Annotated in this window: 18 protein-coding genes and 1 tRNA gene; 13 read left to right on the top strand and 6 right to left on the bottom strand. The window is 64.5% G+C overall.

Annotated elements, in window-relative coordinates; translation table 11 throughout:
- Positions 1-37 precede the first annotated feature (37 nt).
- From DESPIGER_RS01855 to DESPIGER_RS01845, 3 genes are all read right to left on the bottom strand, one after another.
- Complete coding sequence (locus tag DESPIGER_RS01855) at positions 38-277, bottom strand: hypothetical protein (RefSeq protein WP_072332301.1); 240 nt, start codon at positions 275-277, stop codon at positions 38-40.
- A gap of 131 nt (positions 278-408) precedes the next feature.
- Positions 409-1,155 carry a Rossmann-like domain-containing protein gene (locus tag DESPIGER_RS01850; RefSeq protein ID WP_231927606.1) on the bottom strand — a complete coding sequence of 249 codons (747 nt, stop codon included), beginning with the start codon at positions 1,153-1,155 and terminating at the stop codon, positions 409-411.
- Between the two features lie 350 nt (positions 1,156-1,505).
- On the bottom strand, positions 1,506-3,083 hold the full coding sequence (locus tag DESPIGER_RS01845; protein WP_072332295.1) for a lysylphosphatidylglycerol synthase domain-containing protein: 1,578 nt from the start codon (positions 3,081-3,083) through the stop codon (positions 1,506-1,508).
- Positions 3,084-3,327: 244 nt separating this feature from the next.
- Here DESPIGER_RS01845 and greA point away from each other — a divergent pair, with 244 nt between their 5' ends.
- From greA to DESPIGER_RS01820, 5 genes are all read left to right on the top strand, one after another.
- A complete protein-coding gene (gene greA, locus DESPIGER_RS01840) occupies positions 3,328-3,816 on the top strand; it encodes a transcription elongation factor GreA (protein ID WP_040369181.1) in 489 nt (162 codons plus the stop codon).
- Between the two features lie 159 nt (positions 3,817-3,975).
- On the top strand, positions 3,976-5,079 hold the full coding sequence (locus tag DESPIGER_RS01835; protein WP_072332292.1) for an AI-2E family transporter: 1,104 nt from the start codon (positions 3,976-3,978) through the stop codon (positions 5,077-5,079).
- 4 nt (positions 5,080-5,083) lie between these two features.
- Positions 5,084-5,941 (top strand): D-alanyl-D-alanine carboxypeptidase family protein, encoded by an 858-nt coding sequence (locus DESPIGER_RS01830; RefSeq protein WP_083575246.1) that lies wholly within the window; start codon positions 5,084-5,086, stop codon positions 5,939-5,941.
- Positions 5,942-6,027: 86 nt separating this feature from the next.
- Positions 6,028-6,234, top strand: a complete 207-nt coding sequence (locus DESPIGER_RS01825) for a twin-arginine translocase TatA/TatE family subunit (protein WP_006004692.1) — start codon at positions 6,028-6,030, stop codon at positions 6,232-6,234.
- Positions 6,235-6,245: 11 nt separating this feature from the next.
- A complete protein-coding gene (locus DESPIGER_RS01820) occupies positions 6,246-6,683 on the top strand; it encodes an ACT domain-containing protein (RefSeq protein ID WP_072332289.1) in 438 nt (145 codons plus the stop codon).
- 284 nt (positions 6,684-6,967) lie between these two features.
- Here DESPIGER_RS01820 and DESPIGER_RS13220 read toward each other — a convergent pair whose 3' ends face one another.
- Entirely contained in the window at positions 6,968-7,120 is a 153-nt protein-coding gene (locus DESPIGER_RS13220; protein ID WP_231927605.1) for a hypothetical protein, read from the bottom strand.
- A 44-nt stretch (positions 7,121-7,164) separates the two neighbouring features.
- Between DESPIGER_RS13220 and groES the strand changes: the two genes are divergently transcribed.
- Positions 7,165-7,455 (top strand): co-chaperone GroES, encoded by a 291-nt coding sequence (gene groES, locus DESPIGER_RS01815; RefSeq protein WP_006004684.1) that lies wholly within the window; start codon positions 7,165-7,167, stop codon positions 7,453-7,455.
- Positions 7,456-7,515: 60 nt separating this feature from the next.
- Positions 7,516-9,162, top strand: coding sequence for a chaperonin GroEL (gene groL, locus DESPIGER_RS01810; RefSeq protein WP_072332286.1), 1,647 nt, complete (start codon positions 7,516-7,518; stop codon positions 9,160-9,162).
- A gap of 412 nt (positions 9,163-9,574) precedes the next feature.
- On the opposite strand, the gene DESPIGER_RS01805 is transcribed toward groL, so the two are convergent.
- Positions 9,575-9,651, bottom strand: a tRNA-Arg gene (locus DESPIGER_RS01805).
- A gap of 199 nt (positions 9,652-9,850) precedes the next feature.
- Positions 9,851-10,426: an HPP family protein gene (locus DESPIGER_RS01800; RefSeq protein WP_156831603.1), complete on the bottom strand. Its 576-nt coding sequence runs from the start codon at positions 10,424-10,426 to the stop codon at positions 9,851-9,853.
- Positions 10,427-11,170: 744 nt separating this feature from the next.
- On the opposite strand from DESPIGER_RS01800, the gene DESPIGER_RS01795 reads away from it, so the two are divergent.
- The 6 genes from DESPIGER_RS01795 to DESPIGER_RS01770 all read left to right on the top strand — a co-directional run bounded on the left by DESPIGER_RS01795 (position 11,171) and on the right by DESPIGER_RS01770 (position 21,843).
- Complete coding sequence (locus DESPIGER_RS01795; protein ID WP_072332281.1) at positions 11,171-12,379, top strand: ammonium transporter; 1,209 nt, start codon at positions 11,171-11,173, stop codon at positions 12,377-12,379.
- 46 nt (positions 12,380-12,425) lie between these two features.
- Positions 12,426-12,761: a P-II family nitrogen regulator gene (locus DESPIGER_RS01790; protein ID WP_072332278.1), complete on the top strand. Its 336-nt coding sequence runs from the start codon at positions 12,426-12,428 to the stop codon at positions 12,759-12,761.
- 115 nt (positions 12,762-12,876) lie between these two features.
- On the top strand, positions 12,877-15,033 hold the full coding sequence (locus DESPIGER_RS01785; protein ID WP_156831602.1) for a glutamine synthetase III: 2,157 nt from the start codon (positions 12,877-12,879) through the stop codon (positions 15,031-15,033).
- Between the two features lie 96 nt (positions 15,034-15,129).
- Positions 15,130-19,713, top strand: coding sequence for a glutamate synthase large subunit (gltB, locus tag DESPIGER_RS01780; RefSeq protein ID WP_072332275.1), 4,584 nt, complete (start codon positions 15,130-15,132; stop codon positions 19,711-19,713).
- Complete coding sequence (gene dapF / locus DESPIGER_RS01775) at positions 19,706-20,605, top strand: diaminopimelate epimerase (RefSeq protein ID WP_072332270.1); 900 nt, start codon at positions 19,706-19,708, stop codon at positions 20,603-20,605. The genes gltB and dapF overlap by 8 nt, the downstream gene beginning before the upstream one ends.
- A 2-nt stretch (positions 20,606-20,607) precedes the next feature.
- Positions 20,608-21,843, top strand: a complete 1,236-nt coding sequence (locus DESPIGER_RS01770) for an LL-diaminopimelate aminotransferase (RefSeq protein WP_072332267.1) — start codon at positions 20,608-20,610, stop codon at positions 21,841-21,843.
- Positions 21,844-21,866: the final 23 nt, after the last annotated feature.

Genomic DNA, 21,866 nt, shown 5'->3' with positions numbered 1-21,866 from the left:
CCGGTTCCGGTCGCCGCCGTCACCGGACCGGCCCGTTTCACAGGGCCCCTTCCTGCCGCAGGCGACCCGCCCTTCGGGGCAGTTGCCTGCGGCATCCTGCGCGGACACCCGTCCACAGCCGGGCATAGCCCGCAGCACTGCTGCGCTGGGCGATATACAGCAGGCCCCGCAGGGGGGCAGGCAAAACATGCAGCAGCACGCCCCGGCAAGCCTCCCGCAGACGCAGCGAAAGCTGCTGCTCCAGTACCTGGCACAGTATCCTGTCATTGTCGCTCATATGCTTACCTCCGCATATGCCGACAGTCTGGCTCCCCTTGGCTGTCGGGATGGTGTCGGAAAGCCGACATTTTCCCGACAACCCGGGCGGGCCAGATGATACGCGGCCTTCAGGCCCGGACGGCCGGGATCTCAGGCCGACATGGGACAGAAGCGCTCCGCCCCCAGGATACGCGCCGCCCCGGCGCAGGACGTGCCGAAGAACAGCACGGGCTTGCCGATATCCAGGAAATTGACGAACGAACCATTGCAAAGCGTACTGCCCGTGCACAGCACCAGCTCGGCCCAGTCCCGCACCACGCCCTGATAGGCCGACATGCCGTCTTCCACCAGCACGCCGGAACGCACCGTCCCCACTATCTCGGGATTAAGGTCCAGCACCCGCACATCGAATTCCTTTGCCAGCCGTGCCAGCAGCGCGGGCTGGAACCCCACCAGGGCGATGCGCGGCGTGCCGAAACGCTCCCGCACGAGGGCGGCGTAGCGTTCCGCGCACTGCTCCGGCCCGTCGTCGCGGCAATGGACCGTGTTGCCGATGTCGCCCACGGCCCGCAGGACGGCATTGAGCGTGGCCACCAGCATCCCGCCTGCCTGGGGATCATGCGCCGTGTCCAGTGCCAGCACATCGGCCAGCGAGCCCTCGAAATCCACCGGCGCGCTGGTGAAGGCCTGTCCCAGGGCCCCGCCGAAGCGGGCCTGGAGCATGACTTCCCTGCCGTTGAGGATGGGATAGTCCGTGCGTGCCGTCCGGCCTATGGCCTCTTCCGGGGTGAGGCCGCGGCTTTTCAGGCTGATGCTGCGTTCGTCCAGATGGTGCCGTGCGATGGCATCGCGCAATGCCTCCCTGAGCCGTGCATACAGGGCTTCTTCCGTCATCATGCTCCATACCTCCGAAGGGTGGTGGAAAAGGCGCTAAACGAGGCGACGGGCGGCTTCCTTCCTGAAAGGCGCCCTCCCCAAACATACCGGCATCATGGTCACGGCCGGCGCGCCCCCTCTTCCTGCGTCCGGCATCGTTGCCGGGCAAACTCCGCGCACCGGCCCGGACACCCGCATCCAGGCAGCAGGCAGGTCCGGGCCCCTCTTGCCTGGTGCGTCCGCCGGTGCTCCGCCGGGACAGCGTTTTTTCGTTGCTGCGCATCCGGTCATGCCCGCGGGGCGCTCCGGCCCTCCCGCCCCGCCAGTGAAAAGGGCTGCCCCTTGCCGGGACAGCCCCAGATGCCTCGTTTTCAGGCGCGCGGAGCACGCCCGGATTGCAGGTTGCGTTCCTGCAGACGCTTGCGGGCCCTCAGACTGACCCGGACGATCCACGAAGCCAGGACCACGACGGCGATGCCCACATCGGCCAGAAGGACGCGCGAGGCATTGAAGTGCTGCTCAAAGCCCCACAGGGCGGCCCTGTCCCACGCAGGATGGTAAATGAACCAGCCCAGGCCCATGGCCAGGCCCAGGGCCGCGAAGGCGAGGACCAGCCAGTGCGCGGGGATGGCTTCTTCCCAGAAGAAGGAAGAGCGGTAGAAGCGGCGCCGGGAGAGCCAGACCGTTATCAGCACCACCAGGGCGGCCCCGGCCGCCAGGAAGGACAACCCCTTGAGCAGGGCCCCGGCTATGCCCAGCAGCAGCAGGATCACCGCCATCCAGAAGGCACGGTTCTGGCGCCGCTCCAGTCCATAGGCCACAAAGAGCAGCAGGGCCCCGGAAAGCGCGCAGACCAGATGCCCCCCCATGAGCAGGGGCCGGGGAAGGAAGTCGAGCTGCGCCACCACGGCGGGCAGGGTCGGCAGCATGGCCGAGACCAGCAGGATGCAGCCGCCCACGAAGGTGGTGTAGGCCGCGATGGAATGGGAAAGCACGGAAAGCCAGCGGCCCGCTTCCCGCAGGGTATTGCGGCTCTGCCGGGCCTCGTACACGGCCAGCAGGGCCGCTGCGGCCAGCAGCGGCAGGATGAAGTAGATCAGGCGGAACAGCAGCACCGCCGCGAAAACGGCCTGCTCGCGCGGGGTATGCGTCAGGTGCAGGATGACCAGCTCGAAGACCCCCACGCCACCGGGCACATGGGTCAGCACCACGGCCACCTGCGCCATGAGATAGCTGGGCAAAAAGTCGATGAAACCGATGCCCAGGTCACCGGGCAGCAGCACATACATGCAGGCGGCGGCGGCGATCAGGTCCACCCCGGCCACGACCATCTGGGCCACGGCGATGCGGGGGACGGGGAAGACGAATTCCTTGCCGAAGACATGCACCGGCTTGCGGATGGTGAAGCACAGCACCAGATAGGAAAGGGCGATGGCCAGCAGGATGCCTCCCAGGAAACGCACGTCATGGATGGGCATCTTGGCCAGCAGTTCGTCGGGGATCACGGGCGGCGCCAGCAGGAAGACCACGCCGCACAGGCCCAGGGCGCCCACCCAGAACGTGACGGCCAGCATGAGCACCAGGCGGACGATCTCCGCCAGGGAAAAGCCCCATGCCGAATAGAAGCGGTAACGGACGCTCGTGCCGCCCAGCAGGGCCCCGAAGTTGTAGCTGACGGCCTGCCCCACCAGGGAGACCAGCCCCACGCGGGGCAGGGGCAGGGACTTGTGGATGGCCTTCAGGGCGAGCCAGTCATAGCCCACCAGGATAATGTAGTTGACGATCATCAGGCCGATGGAGAAACAGATGCTGCCCGTGGAGACCTGCTGGATGCTCTCCCTGATCTGGGCGATGCTGTAAGCTTTGAGCTTGTGATACAAAAGATATATGGCCAGCACGAAAAGTGCCGTTATGAGTACAGGCCCCAGGTAACGCAAGTATTTTTTCATGGCGTTCCGGCAAGGTAAGAAGTTGTTCAAATTATCTCCACCATATACGCAGCCGCCTCCCGGTGCAAGCATCAACATGCCCGGCGTCATCCCGGCGGACGGGTGATCCCCTGCCGCACAGGGCTTGACCAATGCCGGAGCAACGGATATAGTCCACAGAACAAATGCAATCTTCACGCGCTCCGCTGCCCGCGCAGCGGACGCTTTTTTTTCATCTGACGAACAGAGGTGGTGTACCATGGCCGTGACCAATATCCCCATTTCCAAGCAGGGCTACAAGCGTCTGGAAGAAGAGCTGGCCCGCCTGAAGAGCGAACGCCCCGCCATCATCCAGGCCATCAAGGAGGCCCGTGAAGAAGGCGACCTGCGTGAAAACGCCGGTTATGATGCCGCCCGCGAACGCCAGGGCATGGCGGAAGCGCGCATCAAGTACATCGAATCCCGCATGGCCCTCTACCAGGTGATAGACCTGGACAAGCTGAGCGGCGACAAGGTCATCTTCGGGTCCACCGTGGAAGTGGAAGACGTGGATACCGAAGAAAGCCGCACCTATACCATCCTCGGCCCCGATGAGGCCGAACCCGCCAAGGGGTCCATCTCCTTCCTCTCGCCCGTGGGCCAGGCCCTGCTGGGCAAGGAAGTGGGCGACGAAGTGAGCGTGGACATCCCGCGTGGCCGCGTCACCTACGAGATCGTGGACATCACCTTCCGCGGCTCCAGCATCTTCGACTAGCCGCCGGCACCGTGACCTGCACAAGCCCTGCTGCACTCCTGCACAGGGCTTTTTTTCGGCTCCTGTCCTGTACTCGTCCCCCTCTCCCCGGGGAGCTTGGCAGCCCAGGCCCCGCGTGCTATCCTTGCCCAGATCATTCTGCCGTCCAAAGGTTCCCGCATGCCCAACATGTTGCCTCGCCTCCTGTACATCCTTGCAGCACTGGCCTGGTTCCTGCTGCTCCGCCCCAACCCTGTCACCATCGTCATGGCCGGATGTTTCGCCTGCCTGACGCTGCCCGTCTACCGCCGCATGCGCTGCGCGATCCGGCACTGGCGCAAGCGGCTGCGCCGCCGCCATCCGGGCAGGCTCGGGCATATCGCGGCCTCCTGCTCCCATCGCCTGCCGCTGTACGGCTACATCGTCATGGTCATCTCCGCCGTGCTCATCCCCATCGGCACGCTGGTGCTGCTGGTGTCGCCCCAGGTGGCCGGCGGCCTGGCCCGGCTCCGGGAACTGCAGGCCAACAATTTCCAGCTGCCGCCGGAATGGGTCATGCGCTTCCAGGAGCTGCGCCACAGCCTGGCGGACTACCCCAAAGTGGACAAGATGATCTCGGACTTCCTCAGCAACCTCGATGCCATGCTGGCGGACACCATGGGCCTGCTCATCAACCGCGGCGTGGACGTGCTGGGCGGCACCATGACCGTCCTCTGGACCCTTTTCCTCTTCGTGACGCTCACGGTCATCTTTGCCGCCTACGCGAGCCGCATCAATCTGGTCACGGCCCGCATCTTCCACATCCCGGCCACCATGCTGCGCCGTTTCGTCCTGGCCATCCGCAAGGCCCTGCAGGGCGTCATGCTGGGCATCGTCCTGGTGGCCATCGCCCAGGGGGTCCTGTGCGGCATGGGCTTTGCCGTGGCGGGCATCAAGCAGCCTGCCTTCTGGGGCCTGCTGGCCACGGTCGTGGCGCCCATCCCCTTTGTGGGCACAGCCCTTGTCTGGGGCCCGCTCTGTCTTTCCCTCTGGTTCTCCGGCGCCACCATGCCCGCCGTGGGCCTGGCCCTCTGGGGCACCCTGGCCGTGACCAGTGTGGACAACATCCTGCGTCCCCTTTTTCTGCAACAGGGCATCAACGCTCCCTTCTTCGTGCTGATCATCGCCATCCTCTGCGGTCTTGGCAGTTTTGGTCCCATGGGGCTCATCATCGGTCCCGTGCTGCTGGCCATCGCCATGCAGGCTGTGGAAGAAGCCCATCAAACCTACCACCATACGGCCTGAACACATGCACCACTCCCCTTCCCTCCCGGGGCGCTGGCTGTGCGTCCTGCTGCTCGTCCTTGCCATGCTCTCGCTGCCCGCCGGTGCCGACGCGGCCCGCAGGGCACGCGCCGCCGTCATGATCAACCTGAACACCGGCAAGGTACTGTACGAGTACAATCCCAACCTCTCCATCCCGCCTGCCTCCCTGACCAAGGTCATGACCATGTATGTGGTCATGGACCGCATCAAGATGGGCCGGCTGAAACGCACCACCAGCATCCGCGTCCATCCCACGGCCCGGGTGGGCGGCTCCAGCATGCGTTTGCGCCCCCGCCAGAAAGTCACCGTGGACCAGCTCCTCACCGGCATGGCCGTGGCTTCGGGCAATGACGCCGCCATGGCCATATCCCAGCATATCAGCGGCAACAGCCGCAACTTCACCCACCTCATGAACCACAAGGCACGCCAGCTCGGCATGACCCGGACCGTCTTCAAGAACCCCACGGGCCTGCCCGCGGCGGGCCAGCGCACCACGGCCCGCGACATGGCCACCCTGGCCCGCGCCTATCTGCGCAGCCATCCCCAGGCCATGCGCTATCACAGCCTGCGCTCCTTCCGCTTCAACGGCCGCACCCTGGGGGCCACCAACACCCTGCTGGGCATCCCCGGCGTCGACGGCCTGAAAACGGGCTGGACCGTGGCCTCGGGCTACAACATCATCGTCACGGCGCGCCGGGGCAAGACCCGCCTTCTGGTGGTGGTCATGGGCGGCAGGAGCCGTGCCGCCCGCGACATGGTCGCCCGCAGCCTCATCGAGGCGGGGTTCAAGTCACCGGCTTCGCCCAAGCAGGTGCGCAGGCTCATGCGGGGAGTCCTTTAGCGCCGCACGTCTTGACCTTGGCACCTTCACGTCGTATGTTTTTCAAATCAATGGCCTGAAAGGCTCAACATTCAAGGGAGGCCCCCATGTTCGGCATCGGCATGCAGGAACTGTTACTTATTTTGATCGTAGTGCTGCTCATATTCGGCGCCAACAAACTGCCGGAGATCGGTGGCGGGCTGGGACGGGCCATCCGAAATTTCCGCCGGGCCTCGTCCGAGCCTGACGAGATCGACATCACCCCCGGCAAGGACAAAAAGCCCACCTCGGGCGACGATGCCCCCAAAGCGTAGAGGATCCTGCCATGAAAGCTGAACAACTTTCCGTTTTTCTGGAAAACCGCGCCGGCCGCCTGGCCGAAGTGACCCACACGCTGGCCGAGGCCGGCGTCAACATCCGCGCTCTTTCCCTGGCTGATACCTCCGATTTCGGTATCCTGCGCCTCATCGTTGATGACCAGGAAAAAGCCAAGTCCGTCCTCAAAGAGCACAGCTTCACCCTGGGCCGCACCAGCGTGGTCGCCGTGCAGGTGCCCGATACGCCGGGCGGGCTGGACAGCGTGCTGCAATTCGTCTCGCAGCACGGCATCAATGTGGAATACATGTATGCCTTCATCACCCGCGAGGCGGACTGTGCCATCATGATCTTCCGCTTCGACAAGACCGACCAGGCCGTGGATCTGCTCAAGGGCAACGGCTTCACCGTCCTGCCGCCGGACCAGCTGTTCGGCAACAAAGACTAGGCTATCTTGCAGATAACTGTTTCAGGCCCCGCCCATGCGGGGCCTTTCTTTTTTCAGCCCGCAGCCATCCCGGCGCTGTCCCCGATGCGCCCGGTATTCCCCGCCTCAGCCCTCCGGCTTGCCTGTGCGGCACGGGGCTGCCGGCAGGCTTGCCGCCACATCCTCCGTTCTTTTCCATCCTGATCCCGCCGCACTTTTCCCGGCCACCTTCACCGCCACCCGGGCAAACAGCTGGGAATAAAAGTTTTTTATTTTTATAATATATTGATATTATTTACTTTTATTCAAAAAAACGACTTTTCTGCAAAAAAAATTCCTTTCTGCCCCTTTTCAAGCGCAAAGAGTGTCTTATCTACTATCCCGTTGCGGGACCGCAGCAATGGTTTACGGCGGTCATGACGCGATAATTTCAGCTCCGCCCCGCGGACGCTGTGCATGCCACCCAAGCGTGGCCATAAAAATTTTTGGAGGATCTGACACCATGAAACTGCAGCCCCTGAACGATCGTGTGCTGGTCAAGCGCCTGGAAACCGAAGAAAAGACCGCCGGCGGTCTGTACATCCCCGATACCGCCAAGGAAAAGCCCTGCAAGGGCCAGGTGATCGCCACCGGTCCCGGCAAGGTCCTGGAAAACGGCACCCGCGTTGAACTGGCCGTCAAGAAGGGTGATCAGGTGCTCTTCAACAAGTACGCCGGCACCGAAGTCAAGCTGGACGGCATCGACCATCTGGTGATGCGCGAAGAAGACATCCTCGCCATCCTGACCGACTAACGCACACGCACCGGTCATACACACTCTCCGCTTTTCGATTATTCCCAGGAGGAAAACATAATGTCCGCTAAAGAAGTTCTCTTCGACGTGAAAGCCCGCGAAAAACTGGCGCGTGGTGTTGATAAGCTGGCCAATGCCGTGAAGGTGACCCTCGGCCCCAAGGGTCGTAACGTCGCCATCGAAAAGTCCTTCGGCGCTCCCGTCATCACCAAGGACGGCGTGACCGTTGCCAAGGAGATCGAACTGGACGACAAGTTCGAGAACATGGGCGCCCAGCTGGTGAAGGAAGTCGCCTCCAAGACCTCCGACGCCGCCGGTGACGGTACCACCACCGCCACCATCCTGGCCCAGGCCATCTATCACGAAGGCGTGAAGCTGGTGGCCGCCGGCCGCAATCCCATGGCCATCAAGCGCGGCATCGACAAGGGCGTGGAAGCCCTGATCGCCGAACTGGCCAATCTGGCCAAGCCTACCCGCGACCAGAAGGAAATCGCCCAGATCGGCACCATCTCTGCCAACTCCGACGCCACCATCGGCAACATCATCGCCGAAGCCATGGCCAAGGTGGGCAAGGAAGGCGTGATCACCGTTGAGGAAGCCAAGGGCCTGGAAACCACCATGGACGTGGTGGAAGGCATGCGCTTCGACCGCGGCTATCTCTCTCCCTACTTCGTGACCAACGCGGAGAAGATGGAATGCGAGATGGACAACCCCTACATCCTGTGCACTGAAAAGAAGATCTCCAGCATGAAGGACATGCTGCCCGTGCTCGAACAGGTCGCCAAGGTCAACCGTCCTCTGGTGATCCTGGCCGAAGACGTGGAAGGCGAAGCCCTGGCTACCCTGGTGGTCAACAAGCTGCGTGGCGCCCTGCAGGTCGTGGCCATCAAGGCCCCCGGCTTCGGCGATCGCCGCAAGGCCATGCTGCAGGATATCGCCATCCTGACCGGCGGCCAGGTGGCTTCTGACGACACCGGCACCAAGCTGGAAAACATGACCCTCAACGACCTGGGCAGCGCCAAGCGCGTGGTGGTCAAGAAGGAAGACACCACCATCGTTGACGGCGCCGGCAAGGCCGACGAAATCAAGGCCCGCGTGAAGCAGATCCGCGCCCAGGTGGAAGAATCCACCTCCGATTACGACCGCGAAAAGCTGCAGGAACGCCTGGCCAAGCTGGTGGGCGGCGTGGCCGTGGTCCATGTGGGTGCCGCTACCGAAGTGGAAATGAAGGAAAAGAAGGACCGCGTGGAAGACGCCCTGAACGCTACCCGCGCTGCTGTGGAAGAAGGCATCGTGCCTGGCGGCGGTACCGCTCTGATCCGCGTGTCCAAGGTGCTCGACAGCATCAAGCCCGCTGACGACGACGAACTGGCCGGCGTGAACATCATCCGCAGCGCCATCGAAGCTCCTCTGCGCCAGATCGCCCACAACGCCGGCTTTGAAGGCTCCATCGTTGTGGAAAAGGTCCGCCAGGGCAAGGACGGCTTCGGCTTCAACGCCGCTACCGGTGAATACGAAGACCTCATCAAGGCCGGCGTCATCGACCCCAAGAAGGTGACCCGTACCGCCCTGCTGAACGCCGCTTCCGTGGCCTCCCTGCTGCTGACCACCGAATGCGCCATCTCCGAAAAGCCCGAACCCAAGAAGGATGCTCCTGCCATGCCTGACGGCATGGGCGGCATGGGTGGCATGGGCGGCATGTACTAAGCCGCCGCGAAGCCCCCGCTTCCGACTGAATAAAAAAGGCCCCGCTTCCGGCGGGGCCTTTTTTTGTATCTGGCGGCTGCCCGGTAGATGGTCAGGGCCGGCAACGCCCTGGAAACAGCAAGGCCGCCTGCTGCCAGCTCGCCCGGAAGGGGGCCGCAAGCATCGTCTGCCCTTGTGGGCCCCCTTCCCGACCGGCCTTTTTTGCAAGGGAACACGCCTCCGAGCCATGCCGCCAGGGGGCTGTCCTCAAATGGCAAGCAGCATTCCTGTCCCGGCCTGGCTGCCGCATGCGGCCTCCTTTCCCTGCGCTGAGGAGAGTAAATAGAGCCTGGACTTTTCCTTCCCTCACCTTGCCGACGAAAGGATACAAAAAAGCGGCCAGCCTGTTACAGCTGACCGCTTGCGTTTTTTGTGGTGCGCCCGAAGAGATTCGAACTCCTGGCCTACAGGTTCGTAGCCTGTTGCTCTATCCAGCTGAGCTACGAGCGCGTTGCGAGGATGTTCTTATAGAAAAGCGGACAGGCTGTCAACGCTTTTCCCCAGTAATAACTTTTTTTTGAAAGAAATACTTTTCAAGATCACCGGACCACTGTGGTCCGCCGTATTTCATGCAGGCCATCACCCTGCCGGGGCCATGCTGTGCCATGCGCCCTGCTGTCTGCCGCTGCGCACCCACATCAGGGAGGCATCAGGACACGGTTCCGGGACCGGCTATCCTTTTGCGGAAAAGACGCCGCAGGAAGGCCGTACTGCCCGAAGTGACCGTGTTCCTGTCCGGCTTTCCCATGCCCAGCAACCATGCCGTCCCCAGCATGAGAGCGGCACCGGCCAGGCAGGGGACCACAGCATACCAGAAGCCCAGTTGTCGTATCTGCTCGCCGCCAGTCACAGCGATAAGGGCCGTGGCCCCTCCCGGCGGATGCAGGGTCCCGCTCAGCAGCATGACGGCGATGGCCGTCGGCACGCAAAGGCAGATGGCCCAGAAAGGCGGCAGCCATTGCGCGCAGGCCACACCGACCAGGGCAGAAAGAAAGTGGCCCCCCAGCAGGTTGCGCGGCCGGGACAAGGGGCTTTCCGGCGCCGCGAACAGCAGGACTGCCGAAGCACCGAAAGAGCCTATCAGCATGGGCACGCCGTAATCCCCTGCGACGAACCTGTCCAGAGCCGCTACCAGCAGGAGGCTGCAGCAGCTCCCCAGCCAGGCCCGCCATACCTTGAGAGCGCTTGTGCCCCTCCATGCCAGCCATTGTTTTCCACGCATCATGATCTCCTTTCCTGTGTGGGAAGGTCGCTGCCTTCGTTCCTCATGGAGATAACCGCATACGGCCTGCGCTACCGTGTGCGGGCGCACGAAAAGGGATTTTTCCCGGAGGATGCTCCCCGCCCCGTGCAGCCGGGCTGTCCCCCCCCTGCGTCCGGCCCCTCTCACGGCACGTCAGTCCCCTGCGACTTTCCTTGCTCCGGGAGGAACGAGCCCGCCCCTGAAAAGGCGCCGAATCATGCCAGCCGGGCAGCCGGCCCGTTGTCCCTGTATGTCGACATCTTGGTATAAATTTAAAAAAAAGTAATAATATTAATATAATATATTTAAATAGATTGTGATTGTATGCTCAATCAGCTTTGGGGACAGCCATTTTCAACATCATGGTAGAAAAATGATTTGTTTGATATATCCCATTGATTTTTAAATGTATCATATTGCATATCCCCTTTGTGCCGCAAAGTACTGGACGGGCGGGTTCCTTTTTTCTACTATTCGGTAGAAACATTCTCTTGAAGATTGGCCTCTGCTCTCTTTGGCGCGGGCTTCCCCCTCTCAGAAAAATATTTTCATTAAATATATCAGTATATTATAAAAAAATAATTGTCTTTCATGCTTTTTTGGCATGGTCCTTGCTTTATTTCGTGGCGTCTGCCGCTGCTCGTTGTCTGAGAAACGGCAATCATGTTTACGCAGTGCTCCAGGATCCGGCTCCTGCTGTACTGCCAGACCACAGGAAGGTTTTCCATGAATCCCGCAGACACCGCGTTCATCCTTATTTGCACAACGTTCGTCATGCTCATGACTCCCGCCCTGGCCTTGTTCTACGGCGGGCTCGTCCGGTCAAAGAACATCCTCTCCACCTGCATGCACAGCTATGCGGCCCTGGGGCTGGTCTCCATCATCTGGGCCCTGGTCGGTTATTCCCTCGCCTTCAGCGGTGATATTTCCGGCATCATCGGCAATCTCAACCATGTGTTCCTCACGGGTGTGGGCGCCGAAGCCAACGGCCCGGCAACCAACCTGCCGCACAACGTCTTCATGGCCTTCCAGTGCATGTTTGCGGCCCTCACCGTGGCGCTCATTTCCGGTGCCTATGCCGAACGCATTCGTTTCTCGGCCATGCTGGTCTTCTCCGCACTGTGGACGATCTTTGCCTACTGCCCCATGGCGCACTGGGTCTGGGGCGGCGGCTGGATGGCCAAGCTCGGTGCCGTGGACTTTGCCGGTGGCGCCGTGGTGCACATGGCTTCCGCTGCGGCGGCCCTGGCCTGCGCCCATGCGGTGGGCCCCCGTACTGATCTCGGCAAGACGCCCATGATCCCCAACAACCTGCCCATGACGCTCTTTGGCGGCGGCCTGCTCTGGTTCGGCTGGTTCGGCTTCAATGCCGGCAGCGCCCTGGCTGCCAACGGCCTTGCGGGCCACGCCCTGGTCACCACGCATCTGGCCACGGCCGGCGGCATCTTCGGCTGGATGATCCTTGAATACCTGCGCTTCGGCAAGGCCACGACCCTGGGTGCCATCTCCGGAGCGCTGGCGGGCCTCGTCTCCATCACGCCCGCGGCCGGTTTCGTGGAAACCATGCCCGCCCTGTTCATCGGCTTTGCCGGCGGCATGATCTGCTACGGCGGCATCCTGCTCAAGAACCGCCTGGGCTATGACGACGCCCTCGACGTGGTGGGCATCCACGGTGTGGGCGGCACCTGGGGCGCCTTCGCCACCGGCCTGTTCGCCTCCGCCAGCATCAACGGCGTCAACGGCCTGTTTTACGGCAACCCGTGGCAGCTCGTGGTGCAGATCATCTCCATCGTCGCCACCTGGGGCTTTGTCTACCTGGTCAGCCGCATCCTGCTGAAGCTGACGGATTCCCTGGTGGGCCTGCGTGTGGATCCCGCTTCCGAAGTCAGTGGCCTGGACCTCAGCCTGCATAACGAACGCGGCTATACCCTGTAACCATCAAGATACCTCCACCTGCCGCTAGGAACATCTGGAGCCCCCTATGAAAAAGCTCGAAATCATCATCCGTCCGTCCAAGTTCGAAGAAGTGAAGCAACAGCTGACTGATATCGGCATCCACGGCATGAACTACAGCGAAGTCCGCGGCTTCGGCCGCCAGCACGGCCATACGGAAGTCTATCGCGGCTCAAGCTACGCCGTGGACTGCCTGCCCAAGGTCAAAATAGAGATCGTGGTCCATGACGAGGCGCTGGAAAAGGTGCTGCAGGCGGTTTCCGCAGCCCGCACCGGAGAGATAGGTGACGGCAAGATCTTCATCTATGACGTGCTGGATGCCATCCGCATCCGTACCGGTGAACGCGGCCCCGCAGCCCTGTAAGGAACAGCTGCCAGAAATTTTACCGTTTTCCTCCCCAATCAGGCCTGCCGCGGAAAGGTCTCACCCTCTTTCCTTTCCCGGCGGGCCTGAAAAAAGCGTATCAAGGAGTCCCCTTATGAATCCCCGCACTGACGCCATCCGGCAGATCGCCCAGAGCCACCCGGATCACCAGCCCCCCGCCGCTGATATCGACGCCATCTTCGGTTGCGACGTTTTCTCTCTCGACATCCTGCAGAAGCGCCTGCCCAAGCCCGTGTTCCGCACGCTGAAGGCCACCATCGCCCGCGGCGAACGCCTTGACCCGGACATCGCGGATACCGTGGCCTGCGCCATGAAAGACTGGGCCATCAGCAAGGGCGCCACGCACTACACCCACTGGTTCCAGCCCATGACCGGCCTGACCGCCGAAAAGCATGACGCCTTCCTGAGCCCCACCGGCGAAGGCCGCGTCATCAACGAATTCTCGGGCAAGATGCTCATCTGCGGTGAGCCCGATGCCTCCTCCTTCCCGTCCGGCGGCCTGCGCTCCACCTTCGAGGCCCGCGGCTACACGGCCTGGGACCCCACTGTCCCCGCCTTCATCATCGGCCGCACGCTGCATGTGCCCACCCTGTTCTACAGCTATTCGGGCGAGGCCCTGGACCGCAAGATCCCCCTCATGCGCTCCATTTCCGCCCTTTCCCGGCAGGCCATGCGCATCCTGCGCCTGTTCGGCAACACCACGGCCACCTTCGTGCGTCCCAGTGTGGGCCCGGAACAGGAGTACTTCCTCGTTGACCGCCGTCTGGCCGCCCTGCGTCCCGACCTGCTGCTGGCGGGCCGCACGCTGATGGGCACCCCGCCCGCCAAGGGCCAGGAGATGGAAGACCATTACTTCGGCTCCATCCCGGCGCGTGTCATGGCCTTCATGCAGGATGTGGAGGACGCCCTGTTCCGCCTCGGCATCCCGGCCAAGACCCGGCATAACGAAGTGGCGCCCGGGCAGTTCGAGATCGCGCCCATCTATGAGGACGCCAATATCGCCACCGACCACAACATGCTCATCATGAACCTGCTGCATGAGATCGCGCCGCGGCATGATTTCATCTGCCTGCTCCATGAAAAGCCCTTCGCCGGCGTCAACGGCAGCGGCAAGCACAACAACTGGTCCATCAGCGATTCCGAGGGCAACAACCTGCTCGATCCCGGCAAGACCCCGCTGGACAATGCCCAGTTCCTCGTTTTCCTGGCCGCCGTGCTGCGTGCCGTGCACAAGCACAGTGCCGCCCTGCGCCTGGGCACGGTGGGTGCGGGCAACGACCATCGTCTGGGTGCCAACGAGGCCCCGCCGGCCATCATCTCCGTCTATCTGGGCGACATGCTGACCGACGTCATCGACACCATCATGAACGGCGTGGCCCACAAGCCCGGCCGCACCAGCATGGAGATCGGCGTCTCCTCGCTGCCGCCCCTGCCCGTGGACCTTTCCGACCGCAACCGCACCAGCCCCTTTGCCTTTACCGGCAACAAGTTCGAGTTCCGGGCCGTCGGCTCTTCCCAGTCCATCGCGCCGGTGAACATCGCCCTGAACACGGCCATGGCCTGCGCCCTGGACGATATCGCCACCGAGCTGGAAGCCGCCACATGCGCCGGCACGAGCCTCAACGCCGCCCTGCAGGAGCTGCTGCCCCGCCTGTTCCGCGAGCATCAGGCCGTGGTCTTCAACGGCAACGGCTATTCCGCCGAATGGCCCGTTGAGGCGGCCCGCCGCGGCCTGCCCAACCTGACCACCACGGTGGATGCCCTGGAACGCTACAACACGCCTGAAGTGATGGACGTGTTCCTGCGCCAGAACGTGCTTTCCGAACGCGAGATGCTGGCCCGGCAGGAGATCCTGCTGGATACCTACGCCAAGACCATCGCCATCGAGGCCTCGCTCATGCTGGACATGGGCCGCACGCAGATCCTGCCCGTCGCCCTGCAGGAACAGGCCACTGCCGCGGATCTGGTGCTCAAGACCCGGGCCGTCAGCGATGAGGCCGCCGTGGAGGAAGAACGCTTCTCCGGCCTGCGCGGTCATGCCGTGGGCCTGAACGCCACCCTGGCTGCTCTGGAACAGCAGCTCGCCGCGCTGCGTGCCGCTGCGGATGCCCACACGGCCGCCCGCATCGCCCGTGACGCCGTGGTCCCTGCCATGCAGGCCTGCCGCGAGCACTGTGACGCCCTGGAACGCATGCTCAATGCCGCCGTCTGGCCGCTGCCCTCTTATGCGGAGATGCTCTGGCTGCATTGATCCTCTCACTGGTTCCTTTGTCTCCCCGGGCCGGGCATGAGCATCCCCGCCCGGGGACTTTTTCCCTCCACTCCCCAGCCTTCCCAGGAGTGACATATGAACGGTCTTTTCGATCCCCGCCGGGAGCACGATGCCTGCGGCGTGGGTTTTGTTGCCTATCTGGACGGCCAGAGCCGTCATGACGTGATGCACATGGCGCTCGGGGCCATGACCCGCATGGCCCATCGCGGCGGCGGTGACGGCAAGAACGGTGACGGCGCCGGCATCCTCTTCCCCCTGCCGCGCGGCTTTTTCCTGCGCCAGTGGCCCGCCCTGTCGGTCTGTGCCACGCCCTGGGCCGTGGCCCAGCTTTTCCTGCCCCGGGATGCGGCCCTGCGGGCGTCGTGCCTGCGACGCTTCCGTGACACCTTCACGGCCTGCGGCCTGCGCGTGGAGGACGAGCGCGACGTCCCTGTCCGTGAAGAGGTGCTGGCCCCCGCCGCCCGCCAGACCATGCCCGATTTTTTGCAGCTGCTCGTCCTGCCGGATACCAGCTCGCCGGAGGCCGCCGAGCTCCATGATCCTGAAGCCCTTGAACGCCGCCTGTTCCTTGCCCGGCACATGGCCGAGAACCTGATCTGGAAGGAACTGCGCCAACAGGGGCAGGACACCCGCCTGTTCTATGTGGCCAGCTGCTCCTGCCGGAGCATCGTCTACAAGGGCATGCTCCCCGGCTCCCGGATGGGAGAGTTCTATACCGACCTGACGGACGGGGACTGCGCCGCGCCCTTTGCCGTGTTCCACGAGCGTTTTTCCACCAATACCCTGCCTTCGTGGCCGCTGGCCCAGCCCTTCCGCCTGGCCGCCCATAACGGCGAGATCAACACCCTGCGCGGCAACGCGGCCCATATGGGCGTGCGCGAGGCCGTGCTCGCCTCGCCCCTGCTGGGGGCGCATCTGAAGGACGCCCTGCCGGTCATCAATCCCGATACCTCGGATTCCGGCACCCTGGACAACGTGCTGGAACTGCTCGTCCGCGCGGGCTACAGCCTGCCCCACGCCCTCATGATGATGATCCCCGAACCTTTCGGGCCGACCTTCGTCATGGGCGACAACAAGCGCGCCTTCTACGAATACCACTCTTCCCTCATGGAGCCCTGGGACGGCCCCACCTGCCTCGTCTTCACCGACGGCTGGCGGCGTGTGGGCGCCATGCTCGACCGCAACGGCCTGCGCCCCTGCCGCTGGAGCGTCTCCCGGGACGGCCTGATGGTGCTCGGCTCGGAAAGCGGCCTTGTGGATACGCCCGAAGAGGACATCATCCAGCGCGGCCAGCTCCAGCCCCGCCGCATGATCCTGGCGGACGTGGAACACCACCGCATCGCGCCTGATGCGGAGATCAAGGGCCAGGTCATCCGTTCCCAGCCCTGGCGCCGCTGGCTCCAGAAGCATGCCGTGCGTCTGGAGACCCTGAACAGCATGGGCGAAGAGGGCGATGCCGCGCATGCCCTGCCCCCGCTGGAGCGCCGTCTGCGCCAGGCCGGCTGCGACAGCGCCTGGCAGCGGCAGGTCCTCGTGCCCATGGCCGAAAATGCCCAGGAGCCCGTCTGCTCCATGGGGACGGACAAGCCCCTGCCCTGTCTCAGCGAGGAACCGCAGTCCCTGTTCCGCTGGTTCAAGCAGCGCTTCGCCCAGGTGACCAACCCGCCCATCGACCCGTACCGCGAACAGCTGTCCATGTCGCTCATGGGCCATGCCGGCCATGCCGGCAACATCCTGGAACCGGGCCCCGAAAGCTGCGCCGTCCTGCGTCTGCCGCATCCCTTCCTCACCACGGACGACATGCGCCGGATCCGGGCCTCCCGGCGTCCCGCTGTCCGGGCCGTCACCCTTGATGCCACCTTCCCGGCCCACGGCGACGGGGAAGCCCTGCGCACGTCCCTCGACCGCCTGTTCGCGGACGCCGAGACGGCCATCGCGCAGGGGGCCACCATCCTTGTGGTGAGCGATACGGCCATGACGGCGGACAGGGCGCCCATCCCCGCCCTGCTGGCCTGCGCGGGCCTGCATCATCACCTCATCCGTGCCGGGCTGCGCCACGCCTGCGGCATCATCGCCGAAAGCGGTGAAGCCTGCGAAGTCATCCACATGGCACAGCTCATCGGCTACGGCGTCAATGCCGTCTGTCCGCACGCCGCCCTGGATGCCGTCCGCCGCATGGCCCGGGAAGGCCGCCTGAGCACGGACGCCGGTCCTCTCGACGAGGAAGACGCCCAGGAACGCTACATCAACGCTCTGAAGAAGGGCCTGCTCAAGGCCTTTGCCCGCCTGGGCATCTCCACCCTGCGCTCTTTCCGCGGCTCGCAGCCCTTCGAGGCCCTGGGGCTGGCGCAGGATGTCATCGACCGCTATTTCACGGGCACGCCCTGTTCCATCACCGGCATCGGTCTGGAGACCCTGGCGCGCGATGCCGCCCTGCGGCACGCACAGGCCTGGGACGATGCCGCCGGGCCCGCTGCCGCCCCTGCGGCACGCCTCTGGGGGCCCCGTACCGTGCGTGCCCTGCACACGGCCGTCAATGAAGACGGCAGCGGCCAGGCTCCCTCCCCGGCCTGGCAGACGTTCACCGAGCTCTGCAACGGGCAGGAAGCCCGGGGCTTCACCCTCCGCTCCCTGCTGGAGATCGCTCCCGGCCAGGCACGCATGCCCGTCCCCCTGGACGACGTGGAGCCGGAAGAGGACATCCTGCGCCATTTCGTCGGCGCGGCCATCTCCTACGGTGCCATCAGTGACGAGGCCCACCGCACCCTGGCCGAAGGCTGCAATGCCTGCGGCGTGCCCTCCAACTGCGGTGAAGGCGGCGAAGACCCGGCCCGCAACCCCCCCTGGACGGATGCGGACGGCCGTCGCCATGACGCGCGCTCCCGCATCCGCCAGATCGCTTCGGGGCGCTTCGGTGTCACGGCGGAATATCTCGTCCATGCGGAAGAGATCCAGATCAAGGCGGCCCAGGGCGCCAAGCCCGGTGAAGGCGGCCAGCTGCCCGCCTACAAGGTCACGGTGGACATCGCCCGCGTCCGGGCCACCATGCCCGGTGTCTCTCTGGTCTCCCCGCCGCCGCATCATGACATCTACTCCATCGAAGACCTGGCGCAGCTCATCTACGACCTGCGTCACCTCAATCCTTCGGCCCGCATCTCCGTCAAGCTGGTGGCCGAAAACGGCGTCGGGACCATCGCCGTGGGCGTGGCCAAGGCCGGCGCGGACTGCGTGGTCATCTCCGGCCATGACGGCGGTACCGGTGCCAGCCCCCATTCCGCCATCCATTATGTGGGCCTGCCGTGGGAATCCGGCCTGTCCGAAGCGCATCAGGCCCTGGTGACCTGCGGCATGCGCCGGCGGGTGTCCCTCCAGACCGACGGCCTGCTGCGCACCGGCCGTGACGTCGTCGTGGCCGCGCTGCTGGGCGCCGAGGAATTCGCCTTCGGGACGGCGCTGATGGTCAGCATGGGCTGCGTCATGTGCCGCAGCTGCATGAAGGGCCGCTGCCCGGCGGGCATCGCCACCCAGGACGAAAAGCTGCGTGCCCGCTTCAAGGGGCGCCCTGAACATGTGATGCGCTTCCTGCGCCTGCTGGCCGGGGACGTGCGCCGCGAACTGGCCGCCCTGGGCTTCCGCTCCCTGAACGAGGCCGTCGGCCATGCCGATCTGCTGGCGCAGCGTACGGACATCACGGGCCGGGCGGCCTCCCTCGACCTCTCGCGCCTGCTCTGGACGCCCGACGCGGTCTGCGGACAACATCATGCCGGGGGCTTCCCCCGTGTCTGCGAGCCCACGGTGCTGGAGCAGGATCTGGATCAGGCCGCCGAACCCGTGCTGGCAGGCCAGTGCGATCATCTGCGTATCGAGCGGACCATCCGCAATGTGGACCGTGCCGTGGGTGCGCGCCTTTCCGGCAGCATCGTCCTGCGCCACGGGGCCGCCGGCCTGCCCCGGGACAGCCTGCATCTCCACTTCCACGGCCAGGCCGGGCAAAGCCTCGGCGCCTTCCTGGCCCCCGGCGTGACCCTTGAGGTGGAAGGCAGCGTCAATGACTACGCGGGCAAGGGCCTTGCCGGCGGCATCATCGTGGTCCGCCCCGATGCCGGGGCCCGCTTCGTGGCGGCGGAACAGGCCGTGGCCGGCAACGTGGCCCTGTACGGCGCCACCGCCGGCGAGGCCTATTTCTGCGGCCAGGCCGGGGAACGCTTTGCCGTACGCAACTCCGGTGCCTGCGCCGTGGTGGAAGGTGTGGGCGACCACGGCTGCGAATACATGACCGGCGGCACCGTCGTCGTCCTGGGACGCACCGGCTACAATTTCGCTGCCGGCATGAGTGGCGGCACGGCCTTCGTCTACGACCTGGACGAGCATTTCCAGAACCGCTGCAACATCGAGAGCGTGGATCTGGAATCCGTCTGGCAGGAAGAGGATCAGGCCCTGCTGCGCCGCCTGGTGGAACAGCACGCGGCCTGCACCGGCAGTGCCAAGGCCGCGTCCCTGCTGGCCAACTGGGATGCCGCCCTGCCGCTCTTCGTCAAGGTCATGCCGCTGGATTACAAGAACGTGCTCCGCCGTCAGGCGGAAGCCGCCCACGACGCGGAGACCGCCTCCGCCACCGAAGAAGTGTTCCACGCACGAGGAGAAAACGAGCATGCGTAAGATCGCCTTCACCAAGATGGAAGGCTGCGGCAACGATTACGTCTATCTTGACGGGTTCTCGAAAGACCTGCGGCTCACGGAAGCGGACATCCCCGCACTGGCCCGCGCCATCAGCGACCGGCATTACGGTGTGGGCTCCGACGGACTGGTGCTCATCCTGCCCCCCGCCTCGCCGGACAGGGCCGACATCCGCATGCGCATGTTCAATGCCGACGGCAGCGAGGCCGAGATGTGCGGCAACGCTTCCCGCTGCGTGGGACGCTTCGCCTGGGAGCACGCCCTGACCGGCAGGCCCGTCATCCGCCTGGAGACCCTGGCCGGGATCAAACTCCTGCAGCGTGTGGACGATGACGGGGGCTGCCCCTCCCGTGTCTGTGTGGACATGGGCACGCCGGAACTGGCCCGGCAGCGCATCCCCGTCCGCCCCGACGCGGCGTCGGATCCCGAAAGTCCGTGCATCGGGCAGCCCATGCGGGTGCTGGATCGTGAATGGGCCGTGACCTGCGTGTCCATGGGCAACCCTCATGCCGTGGTCTTTGTGGACGATGTGGACAGTCTGGACCTGCCTGTGGTGGGCCCGGCCTTCGAGCACCATACCTGGTTCCCCAGCCGCACCAATACCGAATTCGTGCAGCTCCTGGACGCGGGGCATGTGCGCATGCGTGTCTGGGAACGGGGCGCCGGTGAGACCCTGGCCTGCGGCACCGGAGCCTGTGCCGTGGCCGTGGCCTGCCACCTTACCGGCCGTACGGGAAGAGAGGTGGCGGTGCAGCTGCGCGGCGGCACGCTGGATATCCGCTGGGACGAACAGACGGGGCATATCCTGATGACCGGCCCGGCCCGCACCGTGTTTTCTGGAGAATACATCCTTGCCCAGGGGCAGGAGGACTAGTCATGATACGCAGCAACGAGCATTACGCCGGACTGCCCGGCGCCTATCTTTTCGCCACGGTGGCCGCCAGGGTCCGCGCGCACCGGGAGCAGCACCCCGCCCTGCCCGTCATCAGCCTGGGCATCGGCGATGTGACCCGCCCCCTGCCGCCCGCCGTCATCACCGCCCTGCATACCGCGGTGGACGAGATGGCCTCTGCCGCCTCGTTCAAGGGCTACGGCCCGGAACAGGGCTATGATTTCCTGCGCGAGGCCATCGCCGCCCATGACTACCGGGCCCGCGGCGTGCAGATGGACGCCTCGGACATCTTCGTCAGTGACGGATCCAAGTGCGATGTGGCCAACATCCAGGAGCTGTTCTCCCTTTCCTGCCGTGTGGCGGTCACGGATCCGGTCTATCCCGTCTATGTGGATTCCAATGCCATGGCGGGCCGCGCGGGCCGGTGGACGGGCGATCGCTGGAGCGACCTCATCTACCTGCCCTGCACGGAAGCCAACGATTTCGTGCCGGACTTCCCCGCTGCGGTGCCCGACATCATCTATCTCTGCTACCCCAACAATCCCACCGGCACGGTGCTGCACAGGGATGCCCTGGCCGCCTGGGTGGACTATGCCCGCCGCCACGGGGCCCTCATCATCTATGATGCGGCCTACGAGGCCTTCATCAGGGATACGGAAGGCGATGTGCCGCACAGCATCTTCGAGATCCCCGGTGCCGAGGAAGTGGCCGTGGAATGCCGCTCCTTCTCCAAGACAGCGGGCTTCACGGGCCTGCGCTGCGCCTTCACCACCATCCCGGCCGCGGTGACCATCCCCGGCCCGGACGGAGCCCGCATCCGCCTGCAGGACATGTGGAAGCGCCGCCAGAGCACCAAGTACAACGGGTGCCCCTACATCGTGCAGCGTGCCGCCGAAGCCGTCTACAGCCCGGAGGGACAGGAACAGGTCCGTGCCACCATCGCGGCCTACATGGCCAATGCGGCCCGCATCCGTTCCGGTATCGAAGGCATGGGCCTTGCCTGCTATGGCGGCATCCATGCCCCCTACATCTGGGTAAGGACACCTGACGGCATGGGCTCCTGGGAGTTTTTCGACCTTCTGCTGTCGCGCACGTCCCTGGTCTGCACCCCCGGTGCGGGCTTCGGCCCCAGCGGCGAAGGCTATGTGCGCTTCACCGCCTTCGGCAGCGAAGCGGACACCACCGAGGCCCTGGAACGTTTGCAGGAGCTGCGTTTGTAAGGAGCGCTTGGGGGAGGGCCCGG

This window comes from Desulfovibrio piger (assembly GCF_900116045.1).
Lineage (GTDB): Bacteria > Desulfobacterota > Desulfovibrionia > Desulfovibrionales > Desulfovibrionaceae > Desulfovibrio > Desulfovibrio piger_A.
Note: the sequence above shows the minus strand (reverse complement) of the source record. Positions and strands in the feature narration are given on the sequence as shown.

Excerpts from the sequence above, each read along its gene's own strand:
- DESPIGER_RS01855 (WP_072332301.1), bottom strand. The coding sequence starts at position 277 with ATGAGCGACAATGACAGGATACTGTGCCAGGTACTGGAGCAGCAGCTT.
- DESPIGER_RS01850 (WP_231927606.1), bottom strand. The coding sequence starts at position 1,155 with ATGATGACGGAAGAAGCCCTGTATGCACGGCTCAGGGAGGCATTGCGC.
- DESPIGER_RS01845 (WP_072332295.1), bottom strand. The coding sequence starts at position 3,083 with ATGAAAAAATACTTGCGTTACCTGGGGCCTGTACTCATAACGGCACTT.
- DESPIGER_RS01835 (WP_072332292.1), top strand. The coding sequence starts at position 3,976 with ATGCCCAACATGTTGCCTCGCCTCCTGTACATCCTTGCAGCACTGGCC.
- DESPIGER_RS01830 (WP_083575246.1), top strand. The coding sequence starts at position 5,084 with ATGCACCACTCCCCTTCCCTCCCGGGGCGCTGGCTGTGCGTCCTGCTG.
- DESPIGER_RS01825 (WP_006004692.1), top strand. The coding sequence starts at position 6,028 with ATGTTCGGCATCGGCATGCAGGAACTGTTACTTATTTTGATCGTAGTG.
- DESPIGER_RS01820 (WP_072332289.1), top strand. The coding sequence starts at position 6,246 with ATGAAAGCTGAACAACTTTCCGTTTTTCTGGAAAACCGCGCCGGCCGC.
- DESPIGER_RS13220 (WP_231927605.1), bottom strand. The coding sequence starts at position 7,120 with ATGCACAGCGTCCGCGGGGCGGAGCTGAAATTATCGCGTCATGACCGC.
- groES (WP_006004684.1), top strand. The coding sequence starts at position 7,165 with ATGAAACTGCAGCCCCTGAACGATCGTGTGCTGGTCAAGCGCCTGGAA.
- groL (WP_072332286.1), top strand. The coding sequence starts at position 7,516 with ATGTCCGCTAAAGAAGTTCTCTTCGACGTGAAAGCCCGCGAAAAACTG.
- DESPIGER_RS01800 (WP_156831603.1), bottom strand. The coding sequence starts at position 10,426 with ATGATGCGTGGAAAACAATGGCTGGCATGGAGGGGCACAAGCGCTCTC.
- DESPIGER_RS01795 (WP_072332281.1), top strand. The coding sequence starts at position 11,171 with ATGAATCCCGCAGACACCGCGTTCATCCTTATTTGCACAACGTTCGTC.
- DESPIGER_RS01790 (WP_072332278.1), top strand. The coding sequence starts at position 12,426 with ATGAAAAAGCTCGAAATCATCATCCGTCCGTCCAAGTTCGAAGAAGTG.
- DESPIGER_RS01785 (WP_156831602.1), top strand. The coding sequence starts at position 12,877 with ATGAATCCCCGCACTGACGCCATCCGGCAGATCGCCCAGAGCCACCCG.
- gltB (WP_072332275.1), top strand. The coding sequence starts at position 15,130 with ATGAACGGTCTTTTCGATCCCCGCCGGGAGCACGATGCCTGCGGCGTG.
- dapF (WP_072332270.1), top strand. The coding sequence starts at position 19,706 with ATGCGTAAGATCGCCTTCACCAAGATGGAAGGCTGCGGCAACGATTAC.
- DESPIGER_RS01770 (WP_072332267.1), top strand. The coding sequence starts at position 20,608 with ATGATACGCAGCAACGAGCATTACGCCGGACTGCCCGGCGCCTATCTT.